Genomic DNA, 15,731 nt, shown 5'->3' on the forward strand with positions numbered 1-15,731 from the left:
CCAGCAGGAGCCCGGATGCCTTTACTCGAATACCCGATCCAAGCGCCTGGCCAGGCACCACCTCCGACCGAACCGCCTGCTCCTCGTTTAATGCGGTCCATCCCAAGAAACATCCGATAAGAAAAAGCGTGGCGCCTGACAACGTTCAGATGACCACCGATTTAATGTGTGGAAAAACCGACAGTGATAGTCAGGTTCGGCTCAAGCCGCCGAATCGTTTGATACAGGAGTGTCTCCATGCTGGTCTTGCGTCCAGTCGAGTTAGCCGACCTGCCCCAGTTGCAGAGGCTGGCCCGTGAAAGCCTCGTGGGCGTCACGTCCCTGCCCGACGATAGCGAACGGTTGCGCGGAAAAATCCTCGATTCCTGTGCCTCGTTCGAAAAGGACGTGCAGGCTCATGGCCCGGAAAACTATTTCTTTGTACTCGAAGACCTGACGACACGGCACCTGGCCGGCTGCTCGGAAATCCTCGCCACGGCGGGTTACAACGAGCCGTTCTACAGCCTGCGCAACCGGCACTTCACCAGCGCCTCGCGGGAACTGAACATCGAGCACGGTGTACCGGCCCTGTCGTTGTGTCACGACCTCAGTGGTCACACCTTGCTGCGGGGCTTTCATATCGATGCCGCGCGAGTGCGCAGCGCACATTCCGAACTGCTGTCGCGGGCGCGCCTGTTGTTCATCGCTGCCCACGCCCGGCGTTTTTCCGAAACGGTGATCACCGAGATCGTCGGCTACAGCAGTGATGAAGGCCACTCGCCATTTTGGGACGCCGTGGGCAAGCATTTCTTCGACTTGCCCTACGTCGAGGCCGAACGGCTTTGCGGTCTGCAGAGCCGCACCTTTCTCGCCGAGCTGATGCCGCAGTATCCGATCTACGTGCCCATGCTGCCCCAGGCGGCACAGGACTGCATCGGCAGCATCCACCCCGATGGCCAGGAAGCCTTCGATATCCTCGAACGGGAAGGCTTCGAAACCAACAGTTACATCGATCTGTTCGATGGAGGCCCGACGCTTTATGCGCGCACCTCGGGTATTCGCTCCATCGCCCACAGCCAGTGCGGCATAACGCAGCCTGGCCCGGTGATCGACACCCGCGGCCGCTTTCTGGTGAGCAACGAGTCCTTGAAGGATTACCGAGCCATCGTCGCCGATCTTGATTACATCCCCGGACAACCCGTGACCCTTGACGCCGCCATGTGCACGGCGCTGAAGGTGACCGAGGGCAGCCCCGTCCGGCTGGTGGCCCTGTGAACACCCGCCAGACTCAACGCCCGAGCACCCGCGCACAAGGAACCGCCCCATGATTGTCCGTCCGGTCCAGATCACCGACCTGCCCGCCTTGTTCACGCTGGTGCGGCAGGCCATTCCTGGGCTTACCAGCCTGCCGGCCGATGAAGAACGCCTGGCCTACCGGATTCGCTGGGCCCAACGCACCTTCGCCGGACAGGTCGACCGGGCCGATGCCGATTACCTGTTCGTGCTCGAGGATGACGAGCAGCAAGTGGTGGGCGTCAGCGCCCTGACGGGGGGCGTCGGTCTGCGCGAGCCCTGGTACAACTACCGGGTCGGACTGACGGTCAGCGCTTCGGCGGACCTGGGTATCCAGCGCCAGATCCAGACCCTGTTCCTGAGCAATGAATTGACCGGGCAATCGGAAGTCTGCTCGTTGTACCTGCGCCCCGATCAGCGCCAGGGCAGCAACGGCCGTTTGCTTTCCCTCGGGCGCTTGTTGTTTGTGGCCGAGTTCACCCAGCTGTTCGGCAACCGGCTCATCGCCGAATTACGCGGCAGTGCCGACGAACGAGGCGGTTCGCCGTTCTGGGACAGCCTCGGCCGGCACTTTTTCAAGATGGATTTCAGCCACGCCGATCACTTGTCCGGGCTGGGCAACAAATCGTTCATCGCCGAACTGATGCCGCGCCAGCCGCTGTACACCTGCCTGCTCACCGAACAGGCCCGGGCGGTGATCGGCAAGGCCCACCCCAATACCGAGCCGGCCCTGAAAATCCTCAGCGCCGAGGGCTTTGCCCACCAGGGTTACATCGATATCTTCGACGGCGGACCGGTCATCGAAGCCCCGGTTTCCGGGATCCGCACCGTGCGCGACAGCCGACCGCTGTCACTGGCCATCGGCTCACCGGACGATAAAGCGCCCCTCTGGCTGATTCACAACCGCCGCCTGGAAAACTGTCGCATTACCTGTGCCCCGGCCCGACAGGTAGGCAACAGCCTGGTGGTTGATCGCCTGACCGCCAAGCGCCTGCAGCTGCAACCCGCAGACTCGGTGCGCGCCGTGCCGCTGCTTGACCAACGGCAACAGGCCGTGGCGGCGTGATCTATCAGTTCCATCGCGGCGATGTCAATCGGACTGACCCAGCAAATTCGTCATCATTCTCCCCTTGCGCGCGTGATAGCCTTTTATTCCTTCGGCGTTGACACTTTTGCTCAAGCCCTTCCATTCCATTGGTGGAACTCATATGTCCAGGCTTTCCCATCAAGATTTGCGCCGCAATTTTCGCCAACTGTTCGCCTCCAACACCTGCTACCACACGGCCTCGGTTTTCGACCCGATGTCGGCCCGCATCGCCGCCGACCTGGGCTTCGAAGTCGGGATCCTCGGGGGTTCGGTCGCATCGCTGCAAGTGCTGGGCGCCCCTGACTTTGCCCTGATCACCCTCAGCGAATTCGCTGAACAGGCCACTCGCATCGGCCGTGTCGCCCAGTTGCCGGTGATTGCCGACGCCGACCACGGCTACGGCAACGCGCTCAACGTCATGCGCACCATCGTCGAACTCGAACGTGCGGGCGTGGCTGCGCTGACCATCGAAGACACCCTGCTGCCCGCGCAGTTCGGCCGTAAATCCACCGACCTGATCACGGTCGCCGAAGGCGTCGGCAAGATCCGCGCGGCGCTCGAAGCCCGCTGCGATTCGGAAATGGCAATCATCGCCCGCACCCATGCCGGGATTCTGCCGGTGCAGGAAATCATCAGCCGCACCCGGCAATACCAGAGCGCCGGCGCCGACGGGATCTGCATGGTGGGCATCAAGGACTTCGACCATCTGGAGCAGATCGCCGAGCACCTGAGCGTGCCGCTGATGCTGGTGACCTATGGCAACCCGCTGCTGCGCGATGACAAACGCCTGGCCGAACTGGGTGTGCGCGTGACCATCGACGGCCATGGCGCGTACTTCGCCGCGATCAAGGCGACCTACGACAGCCTGCGCGAACAACGCCAGATCCTCACCCAGACGTCGGACCTGAGCGCCACCGAGCTGACGCACACCTATACGCAACCCGAGGAATACATCCGCTTCGCGGAGGAGTTCATGAGCGTGAAGGAATGACGGTTTAAACCGACACGCCGCCATCGCGAGCAAGCTCGCTCCCACAATGGATTTCTGTTGAACACAAATCTTGTATTCACCCGGAATCCCCGTGGGAGCGAGCTTGCTCGCGATAAAGCCATCACAGCCAACATCCCTGCCACCTGACACGCCGCCATCGCGAGCAAGCTCGCTCCCACAGTGGATTTCTGTTGAACACAAATCTTGTATTCACCCGGAATCCCTGTGGGAGCGGGCTTGCTCGCGATGAGGCCATCACAGCCAACATCCCTGCCGCCTGACACGCCGCCATCGCGAGCAAGCTCGCTCCCACAGTGGATTTCTGTTGAGCACAAATCTTGTATTCACCCGGAATCCCCGTGGGAGCGAGCTTGCTCGCGATGAGGCCATCACAGCCAGCATCCCTGCCGCCTGACACGCCGCCATCGCGAGCAGGCTCGCTCCCACAGTGGATTTCTGTTGAACACAAATCTTGTATTCACCCGGAATCCCTGTGGGAGCGAGCTTGCTCGCGATGAGGCCACAGGTTTCAGTGGTGCACCCAATACAGCGTCAGGCCCACTCTTTACGCAGCTGACGCGCAGCGTTGACCATGTGCACCAGCGCCGCTTCGGTTTCCGGCCAGCCGCGGGTCTTCAGGCCGCAGTCCGGGTTGACCCACAGGCGGTCGGCGGGAATACGCTTGGCGGCCTTGCGCAGCAGGTTGGCCATTTCCGAGGAGTCCGGCACCCTTGGCGAGTGGATGTCATACACGCCCGGGCCGATTTCGTTCGGGTAAGCGAAGGCTTCGAACGCGTCCAGCAGTTCCATGTCCGAGCGCGAGGTTTCGATGGTGATCACGTCGGCATCCATGGCGGCGATGGACTCGATCACATCGTTGAACTCGCTGTAGCACATGTGGGTGTGGATCTGGGTTTCGTCGCGCACACCGGAGGCGCACAGACGGAACACTTCGGTCGCCCAGTCCAGGTAGTGCTGCCACTGCGCCTGGCGCAACGGCAGGCCTTCGCGGAACGCGGCTTCGTCGATCTGTACGATCTTGATCCCGGCGGCTTCCAGGTCCACCACTTCATCACGGATCGCCAGGGCCAGTTGACGAGCCTGCACTTCGCGGGTCACGTCTTCGCGGGGGAACGACCACATCAGCATGGTTACGGGACCGGTCAGCATGCCCTTCATCACCTTGTCGGTGAGGCCCTGGGCGTAGCGGATCCACTCCACGGTCATGGCTTTCGGACGGCTCAGGTCACCGAAGATCACCGCCGGTTTCACGCAACGCGAGCCGTAGCTCTGGACCCAGCCGAAACGGGTGAACACATAGCCGTCAAGTTGCTCGGCGAAGTATTCGACCATGTCGTTACGCTCGGCTTCACCGTGCACCAGCACGTCCAGGCCCAGGTTTTCCTGCACTTGCACGGCGTGACGGATCTCACTGTGCATCGCTTCGGTGTATTCGGCTTCGGTCAGCTTGCCTTGCTTGAACGACTGGCGAGCCAGACGGATAGACGCGGTTTGCGGGAATGAACCGATGGTGGTGGTCGGGAACAGCGGCAGGTTCAGGCCGGCGCGCTGTTTCTCGATACGCTGGGCAAACAGCGAATGACGCTGGCTGTCCTTGACAGTGATGGCGGCCACACGCGCCTGCACGGCCGGTTTGTGGATGCGTGGCGACGCAGCACGGCTGGCCTGCACGGCGCGGCTTTGGGTCAGCGCTTCAAGCACCTTCGGCACTTCCGGCTCGTTGACGGCCTGAGCCAGCACCGCGACTTCTTCACACTTCTGCACGGCAAACGCCAGCCAGCTTTTCAGTTCGGCATCGAGCTTGTCTTCACGCCCCAGATCAACCGGGCTGTGCAGCAGCGAGCAGGATGGCGCGACCCACAGGCGATCACCCAGACGCTCATGAGCATGCTGCAGGGTGGCCAAAGCGTTTTCCAGGTCGCAGCGCCAGACGTTACGGCCGTTGACCAGGCCCAGCGACAGCACTTTGTAGGCCGGCAGGCGATCGAGGATGGTCGGGTACTGCTCAGGCGCACGCACCAGATCGATGTGCAGGCCGTCCACCGGCAGGTTGGCGGCCAGGCCCAGGTTTTCTTCCAGCCCACCAAAATACGTGGCGACCAGTTTCTTCAACGGGTCACGCTGAATCAGGTTGTAGGCCCGCTCAAAGGCGTTTTTCCAGTCCTGCGGCAGGTCGAGCACCAGGATCGGCTCGTCGATTTGCACCCACTCGACGCCCTGTGCCGCCAGGCGCTGGAAGATCTGGCCGTACAACGGCAACAGACGATCCAGCAGCTCCAGCTTGTCGAATTCGACGCCCTTGGCCTTGCCCAGCCACAGGTAAGTCAGCGGGCCGATGATCACCGGCTTGACGTTGTGCCCCAGTGCGCGGGCTTCCTCGACTTCTTCGAACAACTGGTCCCAGCCGAGCTGGAACTGCTGATCGGCGCTGAACTCAGGGACAAGGTAGTGATAGTTGGTGTCGAACCACTTGGTCATTTCCTGGGCATGCGCGCCGCCGCAGCAGCTGTCGCTCACACCACGCGCCATGCCGAACAAGGTTTGCAGGCTGGCCTTGCCATCGTGCGGGCGGAATCGCTCAGGGATCACACCGAACATCAACGAGTGGGTCAGGACCTGGTCGTACCAGGCGAAGTCGCCGACCGGCAGCAACTCGATGCCGGCCTTTTTCTGCAAGTCCCAGTGGGTCTTGCGCAGGTCGCGGCCCACGGTGCGCAGACCGGCTTCGTCGAGTTCGCCCTTCCAGAACGCCTCTTGAGCCTTTTTCAGTTCGCGGTCGCGACCAATGCGCGGAAAACCAAGGGAATGGGCCACAGCCATGTCAAATAACTCCAATACGTTCGATGGGAGCCATTGTCGACAGTGTCAGCGAGTGAGACAAACTCATTTTAATCGTGATGATCACAAGTTCCTCTCATGATCAGAAGCACTGCGCAACTGGCGCTGGATGGACATCTGGTTCAAGGCGCTCGCCCCGATGTCCAACCTGCGCCTGAAAACCTCTGGCATGACCGAACCGTGGCGTGTGCGTAAGCCGGGCGTCGATGGCATCATCACCCGCTACGAAAGTTTCGATACCCGCCCCCACCCTATGATCGGCTAAGGAATAGTCCCGATGCGTATCAAAACACTGCCGGCCTGTGCCACGACGCCCTGCCCGGACGCCAAAGCACAGACCGCCGGGATCAGCTCATGACGGCCATTTTTCGGCCGCGTCCGACGTTGATCTTTTTGCTGCTGTTGCTGGTGCTGGTGTTCTGGCTGTCCCTGGCCCTCGGACCGGTCAGCCTGCCCCTGGGCGATACCTTGCTGGGCGGGATGCGTCTGCTCGGGTTGCCACTTGACGGTGGTGACACGCAGCAGGCGGAGTTGATCCTCGGGCAGATTCGACTGCCACGCAGCTTGCTCGGCATCGCCGTGGGGTCGGTACTGGCGTTGTCCGGCGTGGCGATGCAGGGGTTGTTCCGCAATCCCTTGGCCGATCCGGGTCTGGTCGGTGTGTCCGGCGGTGCTGCGCTCGGTGCCGCCCTTGCCATCGTCGGCGGCAGCCTGCTCGGTGGCTTGCCGCCTGCGATCGAACCCTACCTGCTGTCGGTGAGCGCCTTCGCCGGTGGCTTGATCGTCACGGCGGTGGTGTATCGCTTCGGTCGCCGCAACGGGCAAACCGACGTTGCCACCATGCTCTTGGCGGGTGTGGCGATGACGGCCATGGCCGGTGCCGGGGTCGGGCTGTTCACCTACCTGGCCGACGATGCCACTTTGCGCACCCTGACGTTCTGGAACCTGGGCAGCCTCAACGGTGCCAGTTACCCGCGCTTGTGGCCGTTGCTGATCGTCACCCTGGGCGTGGCGTTGTGGTTGCCCCGCAGGGCGGCGGCGCTCAATGCATTGCTGCTGGGTGAATCGGAGGCCCGTCACCTGGGTTTTGACATCGAGCGGATCAAACTTGAGCTGGTGTTGTGCACGGCGCTCGGCGTCGGCGCGGCAGTCGCGGCGGCCGGACTGATCGGTTTCATCGGCCTGGTGGTGCCGCATCTGATGCGCCTGCTGGTCGGCCCGGATCACCGGGTGTTGCTGCCCGCGTCGTTGCTGGCCGGTGCCAGCCTGCTGTTACTGGCCGATCTGGCGGCGCGTTTGTTGTTGGCGCCAGCCGAATTGCCAATCGGTATCGTGACTGCACTGATCGGCGCTCCGTTCTTTCTTTATCTGCTGGTGCGAGGACGCTCCTGATGCTGCGGGCAAACAACCTGCTGGTACGCCGTGGCAAGCGCACGGTGCTGACCAACATCGATATCGAGTTGCGCCCCGGTGAAGTGCTGGGTGTGCTGGGGCCGAACGGCGCCGGCAAAAGCACCCTGCTCGCCGCTTTGTGTGGTGAGCTGGCGACCAGTGAAGGCAGGGTCAGCCTCGACGAGCGTCCACTCGCCGACTGGCCGGGACAGGAACGGGCCAAGCGCCTGGCCGTGCTGCCGCAGAGTTCGAGCCTGAGCTTTGCGTTTTCGGTCAATGAAATCGTCGGCATGGGTCGCTTGCCTCACGCCAGCGGCCGCGTGCGCGATGCCGAAATCGTCGCCGAGGCGCTCAAAGCCGCCGATGCGCTTCATCTTGCCGGACGCAGCTACCTGGCCCTGTCCGGCGGTGAACGCCAGCGCGTGCATCTGGCGCGGGTACTCGCTCAGCTCTGGCCGGGTGCCGAGGGGCAAACCCTGCTGCTCGATGAACCGACATCGATGCTCGATCCGCTGCATCAGCACACCATTTTGCAAGCCGTGCGTGATTTCGCCGAGCGCGGGGTTGCCGTGCTGGTGATTCTGCACGACCTCAATCTGGCTGCCCGTTACTGCGATCAACTACTGTTGTTGCATCAGGGCCTGCCCCACGCCTACGGTCCACCGGCAGAAGTGCTGACCACCGAAGCGATGGCGGCGGTGTATGGACTACAAGTGCTGATTCACCAGCATCCGGAACGCGGCCACCCGCTGATCATCGCGCGCTGATGCCGCCCCCTCTTCCGTCATTGAGGGGGCACCTGTCCAATAAGGAAAACCGATGCGCTTTCTGTTGCTCTGTGCATTCAGCCTGTTGGCTGCCTGCCAAATCCATCAGGTCACACCACTGCCGGCGCCGATCGCCCCGCACGGCCGTGATCACGCCGACCTCGGAGTCATCCGCGAACTCGCCACGGGCCGTACGCTGACGCCGCAAGAACTTGTCCAACGCCTGGCCGTTGTGCCTCGGGTATTGGTCGGTGAACAGCACGACAACCCGGAGCACCACGCTCTGCAATTGTGGCTGCTGCGCGAACTGGCGACACAACGCCCCCAGGGCAGCCTGCTGATGGAGATGCTCAACCCCGACCAACAGGCCAGGGTCGATGCCGCACAAGCGGTGACCCGCGCGGGCCAGCCACCGACCGATGCGTTCACGGCGCTGGCCTGGCAGGCCAATTGGGACTGGAGTGTTTATGGCGCACTCGTCACCTACGCGCTGCGGCAACCGTATCCGCTGCTGGCGGCGAACCTGGACCGCGCGCAGATCATGCAGATCTACAAACAGCGCCCGGTACTTGCGGGGCAAGCGTCCACCACCCAACAGGTGCGGGCGACCTTGCTGGATGACATCCGCGAATCCCATTGCGGCCTGTTGCCCGAAGCACAGATGCCGGCAATGCTCGCCGTGCAACAACAGCGTGACCGGCGCATGGCCGAGCGCCTGATGGCCGCGCCGACGCCGGCGTTGCTGCTGGCCGGTGCCTTCCACGTGCGCAAGGATCTGGGGGTGCCACTGCACCTGAAGGACCTCGGTGCCGGTGAAGGGAATGCGGTGCTGATCCTGGCCGAAGCGGGCAAGACCGTGACCGCCGAGAATGCGGATTACGTGTGGTACACCGCCGCGCAACCGGAACAGGATCATTGCGCGCAATTGCGTCGCTAAACCCGACCGAAACATTGTGGTGAGGGGGCTTGCCTGTGGCGAGGGGGCTTGCCCCCGTTGGGTCGCGCAGCGACCCTGAACCCTGCAATCGCGGTTACTCAGACAAACCGCATTGCCTGGATCGGGACTACTTCGTAGTCCAACGGGGGCAAGCCCCCTCGCCACAGGTGTCGGCCTGCCGGCGCGACACTATGTCACGCCTGTGCGTCGGTCCAATGGTCGTATCCGCCCCTCGGAAACCGGCACAGTTTGTTAACATCCCCGCGATTTTTTCGTCTGTACAGTCATCACGCTGTCATTTCAGCCTGTTCAACAGGATGCTTTTTTTCATGAGTACTTTGTATACCCGCCGGACTGTCCTGCAAGGCATGGGCCTGTTGAGCCTGGGCTTGCTCGCCGGTTGCGACGACAGCAGCAAGCTGTCGTTCAACTACGGCAAGGACCTCAGCGACAAGATCATGGGGCGTAACTTCAAGCTCAAGAACCCTGAGGGCGAAACCAGGATGCTGGGCAGCTATCGTGGCCTGATGCCGATGGTATTCTTCGGTTTCACCCAGTGCCCGGCCGTGTGCCCGACCACCCTGGCCCGCGCCGCGCAGGCCAAGAAGCTGATGGGTCGCGATGGCGAAAGGCTGCAGGTTATCTTCATCACCCTGGACCCTGAACGCGACACGCCAGAGTTGCTGGACCAGTACGTCAAGGCGTTCGACCCGAGTTTCGAAGCCCTGTACGGCACGCTTGAAGAAACCGCCGCCACCGCCAAGGAATTCGGCGTGTTCTTTGAGAAAGTCCCGAGCGGCGATACCTATACCCTCTCCCATACCGCGACCAGTTTTGTCTTCGACTCCCGGGGCAATCTGCGCCTGGGGCTGTCCGCGTCCCTGACGGCCAAAGAGTGCGCAGAAGACCTGCTCACCGTGATGGAGGTTTGCTGAAATGAATGCCCCGCAAGCTAAAAACCGCTTCGTGCAAGGCTGCAAGCAACTGGCACTGGGCTTGTCCCTGGTCGGCCTGGCCTTTCAGGTATCGGCACAAACCCGGGTCGACGACGCCTGGGTCCGCGCCACCGTGGCCGGTCAGCCGTCGAGCGGCGCCTTCATGACCGTCACCGCCAGCAGCGACAGCAAGTTGCTGAGCGTGCAAACGCCGGTTGCCAAGCTAGTGCAGATTCATGAAATGAGCATGAAAGACGACGTGATGAAAATGCAGCAGGTGCAGTCCGTTGCGCTGCCGGCGGGTAAAGCGGTGAGCTTCGATCCCCACGGTTACCACATCATGCTCATGGACCTGACGGCCCAGATCAAGGAAGGCGACAAGGTGCCACTGACCCTGACCGTGGAAGACGCCAAGGGCGAGAAAGAATCGATTCAGGTCGAAGCCGTTGCCAAGGCGATCGGCACCATGGATCACAGCAAGATGATGCATGATCACAGCAAGATGAATTGATTGCTCCGTCAGTTAAAACACAGGACCTGTGGGAGCGAGCTTGCTCGCGATGAGGCAGGAACATTCGACATCGATGTCGCCTGATACTCCGCCATCGCGAGCAAGCTCGCTCCCACAGTTTGATCTTCAGTGAATACGAGTCCTTTTCACGTCATCTCAAACGAGCTTGAGCACGACGTTGATGTTGTTGCGCGTGGCTTTCGAGTACGGGCAGTACTGGTGCCCGGTGTCGACGATTTTTTGTGCGGTTTCACGGTCCAGCCCCGGCAGGCTGACATTGAGCCGCGCCTGCAGCAGATAGCCGCCTTCATTGGTGCCCAAATCAACCTCGGCATCGACGGCCACATCCTTGGGCAATGCCACTTTCATTTCCCTGGCTGCAACTTGCATGGCGCCGATGAAACAGGCGGACCACCCGGCAGCGAACAGTTGCTCCGGATTGGTTCCACCGCCACCCGCGCCCGGGGACGACAGCTTCACATCGAGGATTCCGTCGGAGCTGCGGGACGCGCCGTCACGCCCGCCGGTGGTGTGGGTTTGGGCGGTGTACAACACTTTATCGATCTGGCTCATGATGACCTCCTGATTGAGTTGTAAAAAACCGGTTTCACCCCATCGGGTCGCTGGGATGGTCAATCAATATAGTCGTCGCAGCCCCGCCCCGCGGTCGATCCGACCAGCGCCCCCTTCTACTTTATTTACGCGCCAACTTGTACCTGACGCAGTCCTCATAAAAGCTCTGGCGTACAGCAGTCGGTTTGAATCGCGACGGACTGTCATAAGTTTGCTCTGTAATGCCAAGTGCCATCATGCGCATCCAGGATTTTGCAAACTTGTAGACCTGGATTTTTTGGCGTGCGGCGTACAGAGAAACGCCTGAAAGCTTGAGCTCCTGTGCCCTTGCGGCGGTTCCCGCCCCCCAACTGCACATGTATTGATCATGGGTGGCCAGTTCTTTGGCTTGAGCCGAATGGGCTACACCCGCGATAACTAACGGCATTAACGAGATCCATGTCTTGCGCATCTTGACCTATTTAACTAGCTGAAAATGAACTAATTTTGCTGAGGATTTTTAAACTTGGGGGCCAGCATCGTGCCTTTTTTGCAGATTAATGCGAAAACGAGATGAGTGACGTTATTTCTTGCGAGTTTTCAATCCTTTGCTATAGCTAAGACTCTCAATCGCCAACTAAGTGAGGCAACGGAATGTCAGTCGCAAAGAAAATGAGTGTGGGGCAACTGACAATGTTGACCGCGGTCAACATGTTGGGCTCAGGCATTGTGCTACTACCGACGAAACTCGCGGAAGTCGGTGCAATTTCGATCCTCTCCTGGCTGATAACGGCCACCGGCTCCCTCGCTCTGGCGTACGCCTTTGCGCGATGCGGGATGCTCAGCCGCAAGACCGGCGGCATGGGCGGTTATGCCGAATACACCTTCGGTAAAGCAGGTAACTACATCACCAACTACACCTACGGCCTCTCGCTGTTGATTGCCAACGTGGCGATCAGTATTACAGCGGTCGGCTATATTCAGGTGTTGTTCGGGATAGAACTCGACTCACTGCAAGTAGGCTTGGCCACTATTGCCCTGTTGTGGATCACCACCTTCGCCAACTTTGGCGGCGCCAGCATTACCGGCCGTATCGGCGCGGTGACGGTCTGGGGTGTGATTGCACCGGTGGTGCTGGTCTCCACGGTGGGCTGGTTCTGGTTCGACAGCAGTGTTTACGCCGCTGGCTGGAACCCCCACGACAAAGGCTGGTTCGAAGCGGCAGGCGCCTCGGTGGCAATTACCCTGTGGGCCTTCCTTGGCCTGGAATCGGCTTGCGCCAACACCGACGCGGTGGAAAACCCTGAGCGCAACGTACCGATTGCCGTGCTGGGCGGCACCCTGGGTGCAGCGGTGATCTACATCGTCTCCACCAACGTCATCTTCGGTATCGTCGGCAACGAAGAACTGGTCGCTTCCACTGCGCCGTTCGGCCTGGTGTTCGCCAAGATGTTCACCCCGATGGTCGGCGACATCGTGATGGCGGCCATGGTGCTCGCCTGCATCGGTTCGCTGCTGGGTTGGCAGTTCACCATCGCCCAAGTGTACAAAAGCTCGGCGGACACCGGTTACTTCCTGTCGATCTTTGCCAAAGGCAACAAAGCGGGAACGCCGATTGTCGGCATGCTGGTGCTGCTGGCGGCGCAGACCGCGCTGGCCCTGCTCACCATCAGCCCCGACTTGAGCAAGCAGTTCGACACCCTGGTCAACCTCGCGGTGGTCACCAACCTGGTGCCGTACATCCTGTCCATGGCCGCGCTGATGACCATGCAGAAAGTCTCCAACGTGCCGGAAAGCAAGGCGCTGGCCACCAACATCATTGCCTTGATCGCAGCGGCCTACAGCTACCTGGCGCTATACAGCTCCGGTGAACAGGCGCTGATGCTGGGCGGCGTGGCCACGATCGTTGGTTACACCCTGTTCGGCTTCGTCAACAACCGCCTGATCCGCCTCGAAGCGCTCAACAACAGCGTACCGACACAAACCGTCAGCGCGCAGCACCTCACTGCCGAGCCAGTGCCGGTCAACAACCTGAATTAACTCTGGAGGATCAATCATGACGGAATATAAACACTCGCTGGGCATGCTGGCGCTACTGGTCAGCAGTCCGCCGGACAAGCGAACGGTGTTTGGCCGCGCCCTGGATCAACTGGTCCACGACGTAGAGGGACGTGGTGTCAGCGTACTTGCCTCGGAAAGCCTCACCGACGCCGCCTCGATCCTGCGCTCGGACCCTGCCATTCAATGCGTGCTCATCCGGTGGGAAATGGACACCAGCGAAGGCCACGCCGACTGCACCAAATTGCTGGTCAAACTGCGCGAGCGCAATACCCGGGTGCCGGTGTTCCTGATCAGCGACCGCACCACCGCGTCGAGCATTCCGTTGCTGGTCATGCAACACGCCGACGACTTCATCTGGCTGCCCGAGGACACCTCTCGTTTCCTCAGCGGGCGCATCCTGGCGGCCATCGAACGCTATCGCCAGGCCGCCCTGCCGCCGATGTTCGGCGCGCTGGTGAAGTTTGCCCGCAACTATGAATACTCGTGGCACACCCCAGGCCATGCCGGCGGCACGGCTTTCCTGAAGAGCACCGCAGGCCGGGCCTTCTACGAGTTCTTCGGGGAGAACCTGCTACGTTCCGACCTGTCGATCTCGGTTGGCGAACTCGGTTCGCTGCTCGATCACAGTGGCCCTATCGGCCAGGGTGAACGCTATGCCGCCAAGGTCTTCGGCGCCCACCGCACGTATTACGTGACCAACGGCTCGTCGATGTCCAACCGCGTCATCCTCATGGCCAGCGTCACGCGCAACCAGATCGCCCTGTGCGACCGCAATTGCCACAAGTCCGCCGAGCACGCGATGACCCTGTCCGGGGCGATTCCGACCTACCTGGTGCCGACCCGCAACCGCTACGGCATCATCGGCCCGATCCTGCCGCAGACCCTGAGCGCCGAAGGCGTGAAAGCCGCCATCGCCAACAACCCGCTGGTCAAGCAAGGCATCGACCCGACACCAGTGCACGCCATTGTCACCAACTCCACCTACGACGGCCTGACCTACAACGTCACCCGGGTCGAAGAGCTGCTGGGCGAAAGCGTGGACCGTCTGCACTTCGACGAAGCCTGGTACGGTTATGCGCGCTTCAACCCGCTGTACAGCGGACGCCATGCCATGCACGGCAACCCGGCCGATCACGACAAGTCCAAGCCGACCGTGTTCGCCACCCAGTCGACCCACAAATTGCTGGCTGCCCTGTCTCAGGCCTCGATGATCCACGTGCGTGACGGGCGTAACCCGATCGAGCATGCGCGTTTCAACGAGTCGTACATGATGCACGCCTCGACCTCGCCAAATTACGCGATCATGGCGTCCTGCGACGTCAGCTCGGCGATGATGGAAGCACCGAGCGGGCAGATCCTCACCAACGAGTCGATTGAAGAAGCCATCAGCTTCCGCCAGGTTCTCTCGCGCATGCACAACGAGATGGTGGGCAAGAACGACTGGTTCTTCACCTGCTGGCAGCCGCCGACCGTACAGGTTGGCGCAGCGGCCGTGCCGTTCCACGAGGTCGACCCGGCTACGCTGAAAACCGATCCGAACTGCTGGGTCCTGCACCCGAACGCGGTATGGCACGGTTTCGGCGACATCGAAGACGGCTACTGCATGCTCGACCCGATCAAGGTCTCTGTGCTCAGCCCGGGCATGGGCGACGACGGCAGCCTGCTCGCCTCCGGTATCCCCGCTTGCGTGGTCACTGCGTACCTGGGCCGTCAGGGTATCGTGGTCGAGAAAACCACCGATTTCACCATCCTGTTCCTGTTCTCCATCGGCATCACCAAAGGCAAGTGGGGCACGCTGCTCAACGCCCTGCTCGACTTCAAGCGTGACTACGACGACAACGCCGAGCTCGAGCTGTGCCTGCCCGACCTGTACAACGCCAACCAGCATCGCTATGCCGGCATGGGCCTGAAGGATCTGGCCGACGAAATCTTCGCCGCCATGAAGAAACACAAGACCACCGCCAACATGTCCCAGGCCTTCGGCACCCTGCCAAAAGCCGAGTTCAGCCCGGTGGAGGCCTACGAAAAACTGGTGCGTAACGACATCGAGCTGGTGACGCTCAACGAAGCCGCCGGACGCCTTGCCGCGACCGGTATCGTGCCGTATCCACCAGGCATCCCGCTGCTCATGCCGGGTGAGAACGCAGGGCCTGCGGACGGTCCGTTGCTGGCGTATCTCAAGGCACTGGAAGCCTTCGACAAATCCTTCCCCGGCTTCACCCATGACACCCACGGGATCGAAGTCGAAGATGGCGTTTACCGGATGCTGGTACTGAAGTAAGACAAGCTGGCTCACTGCCCCCCCTGTGGGAGCGGGCTTGCTCGCGAAGGCGTAGTGTCAGTCGACGCAATTGTCGATTGACAGGA

General features: G+C 61.4%; 14 protein-coding genes. 11 read left to right on the plus strand and 3 right to left on the minus strand.

Translation table 11 applies throughout. The features are described 5' to 3' along the window. The first annotated feature begins 237 nt into the window (after positions 1 to 237). The 3 genes from KGB29_RS19115 (at position 238) to KGB29_RS19125 (ending at position 3,350) form a co-directional block, all read left to right on the plus strand. Positions 238 to 1,254 carry an arginine N-succinyltransferase gene (locus tag KGB29_RS19115; protein WP_150815008.1) on the plus strand — a complete coding sequence of 339 codons (1,017 nt, stop codon included), beginning with the start codon at positions 238 to 240 and terminating at the stop codon, positions 1,252 to 1,254. A 49-nt stretch (positions 1,255 to 1,303) separates the two neighbouring features. Beyond that, positions 1,304 to 2,338, plus strand: a complete 1,035-nt coding sequence (gene astA, locus KGB29_RS19120; RefSeq protein WP_150815007.1) for an arginine N-succinyltransferase — start codon at positions 1,304 to 1,306, stop codon at positions 2,336 to 2,338. A 142-nt stretch (positions 2,339 to 2,480) separates the two neighbouring features. After that, positions 2,481 to 3,350, plus strand: coding sequence for an oxaloacetate decarboxylase (locus KGB29_RS19125; protein WP_046043248.1), 870 nt, complete (start codon positions 2,481 to 2,483; stop codon positions 3,348 to 3,350). Positions 3,351 to 3,902: 552 nt separating this feature from the next. On the opposite strand, the gene metE is transcribed toward KGB29_RS19125, so the two are convergent. After that, entirely contained in the window at positions 3,903 to 6,191 is a 2,289-nt protein-coding gene (gene metE / locus KGB29_RS19130; protein ID WP_150815006.1) for a 5-methyltetrahydropteroyltriglutamate--homocysteine S-methyltransferase, read from the minus strand. Positions 6,192 to 6,300: 109 nt separating this feature from the next. Here metE and KGB29_RS19135 point away from each other — a divergent pair, with 109 nt between their 5' ends. The 6 genes from KGB29_RS19135 (at position 6,301) to KGB29_RS19160 (ending at position 10,751) form a co-directional block, all read left to right on the plus strand. Further along, a complete protein-coding gene (locus KGB29_RS19135; RefSeq protein ID WP_223508090.1) occupies positions 6,301 to 6,474 on the plus strand; it encodes a hypothetical protein in 174 nt (57 codons plus the stop codon). A 143-nt stretch (positions 6,475 to 6,617) separates the two neighbouring features. Beyond that, on the plus strand, positions 6,618 to 7,601 hold the full coding sequence (locus tag KGB29_RS19140; RefSeq protein WP_174245550.1) for a FecCD family ABC transporter permease: 984 nt from the start codon (positions 6,618 to 6,620) through the stop codon (positions 7,599 to 7,601). Beyond that, positions 7,601 to 8,368, plus strand: a complete 768-nt coding sequence (locus KGB29_RS19145; RefSeq protein ID WP_150815003.1) for a heme ABC transporter ATP-binding protein — start codon at positions 7,601 to 7,603, stop codon at positions 8,366 to 8,368. The genes KGB29_RS19140 and KGB29_RS19145 overlap by 1 nt, the downstream gene beginning before the upstream one ends. A gap of 52 nt (positions 8,369 to 8,420) precedes the next feature. Beyond that, the gene (locus tag KGB29_RS19150) at positions 8,421 to 9,305 is read left to right on the plus strand and encodes a ChaN family lipoprotein (RefSeq protein WP_150815002.1); all 885 of its coding nucleotides are present in this window, start codon (positions 8,421 to 8,423) and stop codon (positions 9,303 to 9,305) included. Positions 9,306 to 9,634: 329 nt separating this feature from the next. Beyond that, the gene (locus KGB29_RS19155) at positions 9,635 to 10,240 is read left to right on the plus strand and encodes an SCO family protein (RefSeq protein ID WP_057715426.1); all 606 of its coding nucleotides are present in this window, start codon (positions 9,635 to 9,637) and stop codon (positions 10,238 to 10,240) included. 1 nt (position 10,241) lies between these two features. Next, a complete protein-coding gene (locus tag KGB29_RS19160; RefSeq protein WP_150815001.1) occupies positions 10,242 to 10,751 on the plus strand; it encodes a copper chaperone PCu(A)C in 510 nt (169 codons plus the stop codon). Positions 10,752 to 10,907: 156 nt separating this feature from the next. Here KGB29_RS19160 and KGB29_RS19165 read toward each other — a convergent pair whose 3' ends face one another. Both KGB29_RS19165 and KGB29_RS19170 read right to left on the minus strand, forming a co-directional pair. Continuing rightward, positions 10,908 to 11,324 carry an organic hydroperoxide resistance protein gene (locus tag KGB29_RS19165; RefSeq protein WP_046040328.1) on the minus strand — a complete coding sequence of 139 codons (417 nt, stop codon included), beginning with the start codon at positions 11,322 to 11,324 and terminating at the stop codon, positions 10,908 to 10,910. 121 nt (positions 11,325 to 11,445) lie between these two features. After that, complete coding sequence (locus tag KGB29_RS19170) at positions 11,446 to 11,775, minus strand: hypothetical protein (RefSeq protein ID WP_057715428.1); 330 nt, start codon at positions 11,773 to 11,775, stop codon at positions 11,446 to 11,448. A gap of 182 nt (positions 11,776 to 11,957) precedes the next feature. Between KGB29_RS19170 and potE the strand changes: the two genes are divergently transcribed. Next, positions 11,958 to 13,343, plus strand: coding sequence for a putrescine-ornithine antiporter (gene potE, locus KGB29_RS19175; protein WP_150815000.1), 1,386 nt, complete (start codon positions 11,958 to 11,960; stop codon positions 13,341 to 13,343). A 16-nt stretch (positions 13,344 to 13,359) separates the two neighbouring features. Further along, complete coding sequence (locus KGB29_RS19180) at positions 13,360 to 15,645, plus strand: Orn/Lys/Arg decarboxylase N-terminal domain-containing protein (protein WP_057715430.1); 2,286 nt, start codon at positions 13,360 to 13,362, stop codon at positions 15,643 to 15,645. The last annotated feature ends 86 nt before the right edge of the window (positions 15,646 to 15,731 follow it).

Origin of the sequence: Pseudomonas sp. BF-B-30, assembly GCF_019956305.1 — a bacterium.
Classification (GTDB): Bacteria; Pseudomonadota; Gammaproteobacteria; order Pseudomonadales; family Pseudomonadaceae; genus Aquipseudomonas; species Aquipseudomonas jessenii.

Coding starts and splice junctions, on each gene's coding strand:
- KGB29_RS19115 (WP_150815008.1), top strand. CDS start 238: ATGCTGGTCTTGCGTCCAGTCGAGTTAGCCGACCTGCCCCAGTTGCAG.
- astA (WP_150815007.1), top strand. CDS start 1,304: ATGATTGTCCGTCCGGTCCAGATCACCGACCTGCCCGCCTTGTTCACG.
- KGB29_RS19125 (WP_046043248.1), top strand. CDS start 2,481: ATGTCCAGGCTTTCCCATCAAGATTTGCGCCGCAATTTTCGCCAACTG.
- metE (WP_150815006.1), bottom strand. CDS start 6,191: ATGGCTGTGGCCCATTCCCTTGGTTTTCCGCGCATTGGTCGCGACCGC.
- KGB29_RS19145 (WP_150815003.1), top strand. CDS start 7,601: ATGCTGCGGGCAAACAACCTGCTGGTACGCCGTGGCAAGCGCACGGTG.
- KGB29_RS19150 (WP_150815002.1), top strand. CDS start 8,421: ATGCGCTTTCTGTTGCTCTGTGCATTCAGCCTGTTGGCTGCCTGCCAA.
- KGB29_RS19155 (WP_057715426.1), top strand. CDS start 9,635: ATGAGTACTTTGTATACCCGCCGGACTGTCCTGCAAGGCATGGGCCTG.
- KGB29_RS19160 (WP_150815001.1), top strand. CDS start 10,242: ATGAATGCCCCGCAAGCTAAAAACCGCTTCGTGCAAGGCTGCAAGCAA.
- KGB29_RS19165 (WP_046040328.1), bottom strand. CDS start 11,324: ATGAGCCAGATCGATAAAGTGTTGTACACCGCCCAAACCCACACCACC.
- KGB29_RS19170 (WP_057715428.1), bottom strand. CDS start 11,775: ATGCGCAAGACATGGATCTCGTTAATGCCGTTAGTTATCGCGGGTGTA.
- potE (WP_150815000.1), top strand. CDS start 11,958: ATGTCAGTCGCAAAGAAAATGAGTGTGGGGCAACTGACAATGTTGACC.
- KGB29_RS19180 (WP_057715430.1), top strand. CDS start 13,360: ATGACGGAATATAAACACTCGCTGGGCATGCTGGCGCTACTGGTCAGC.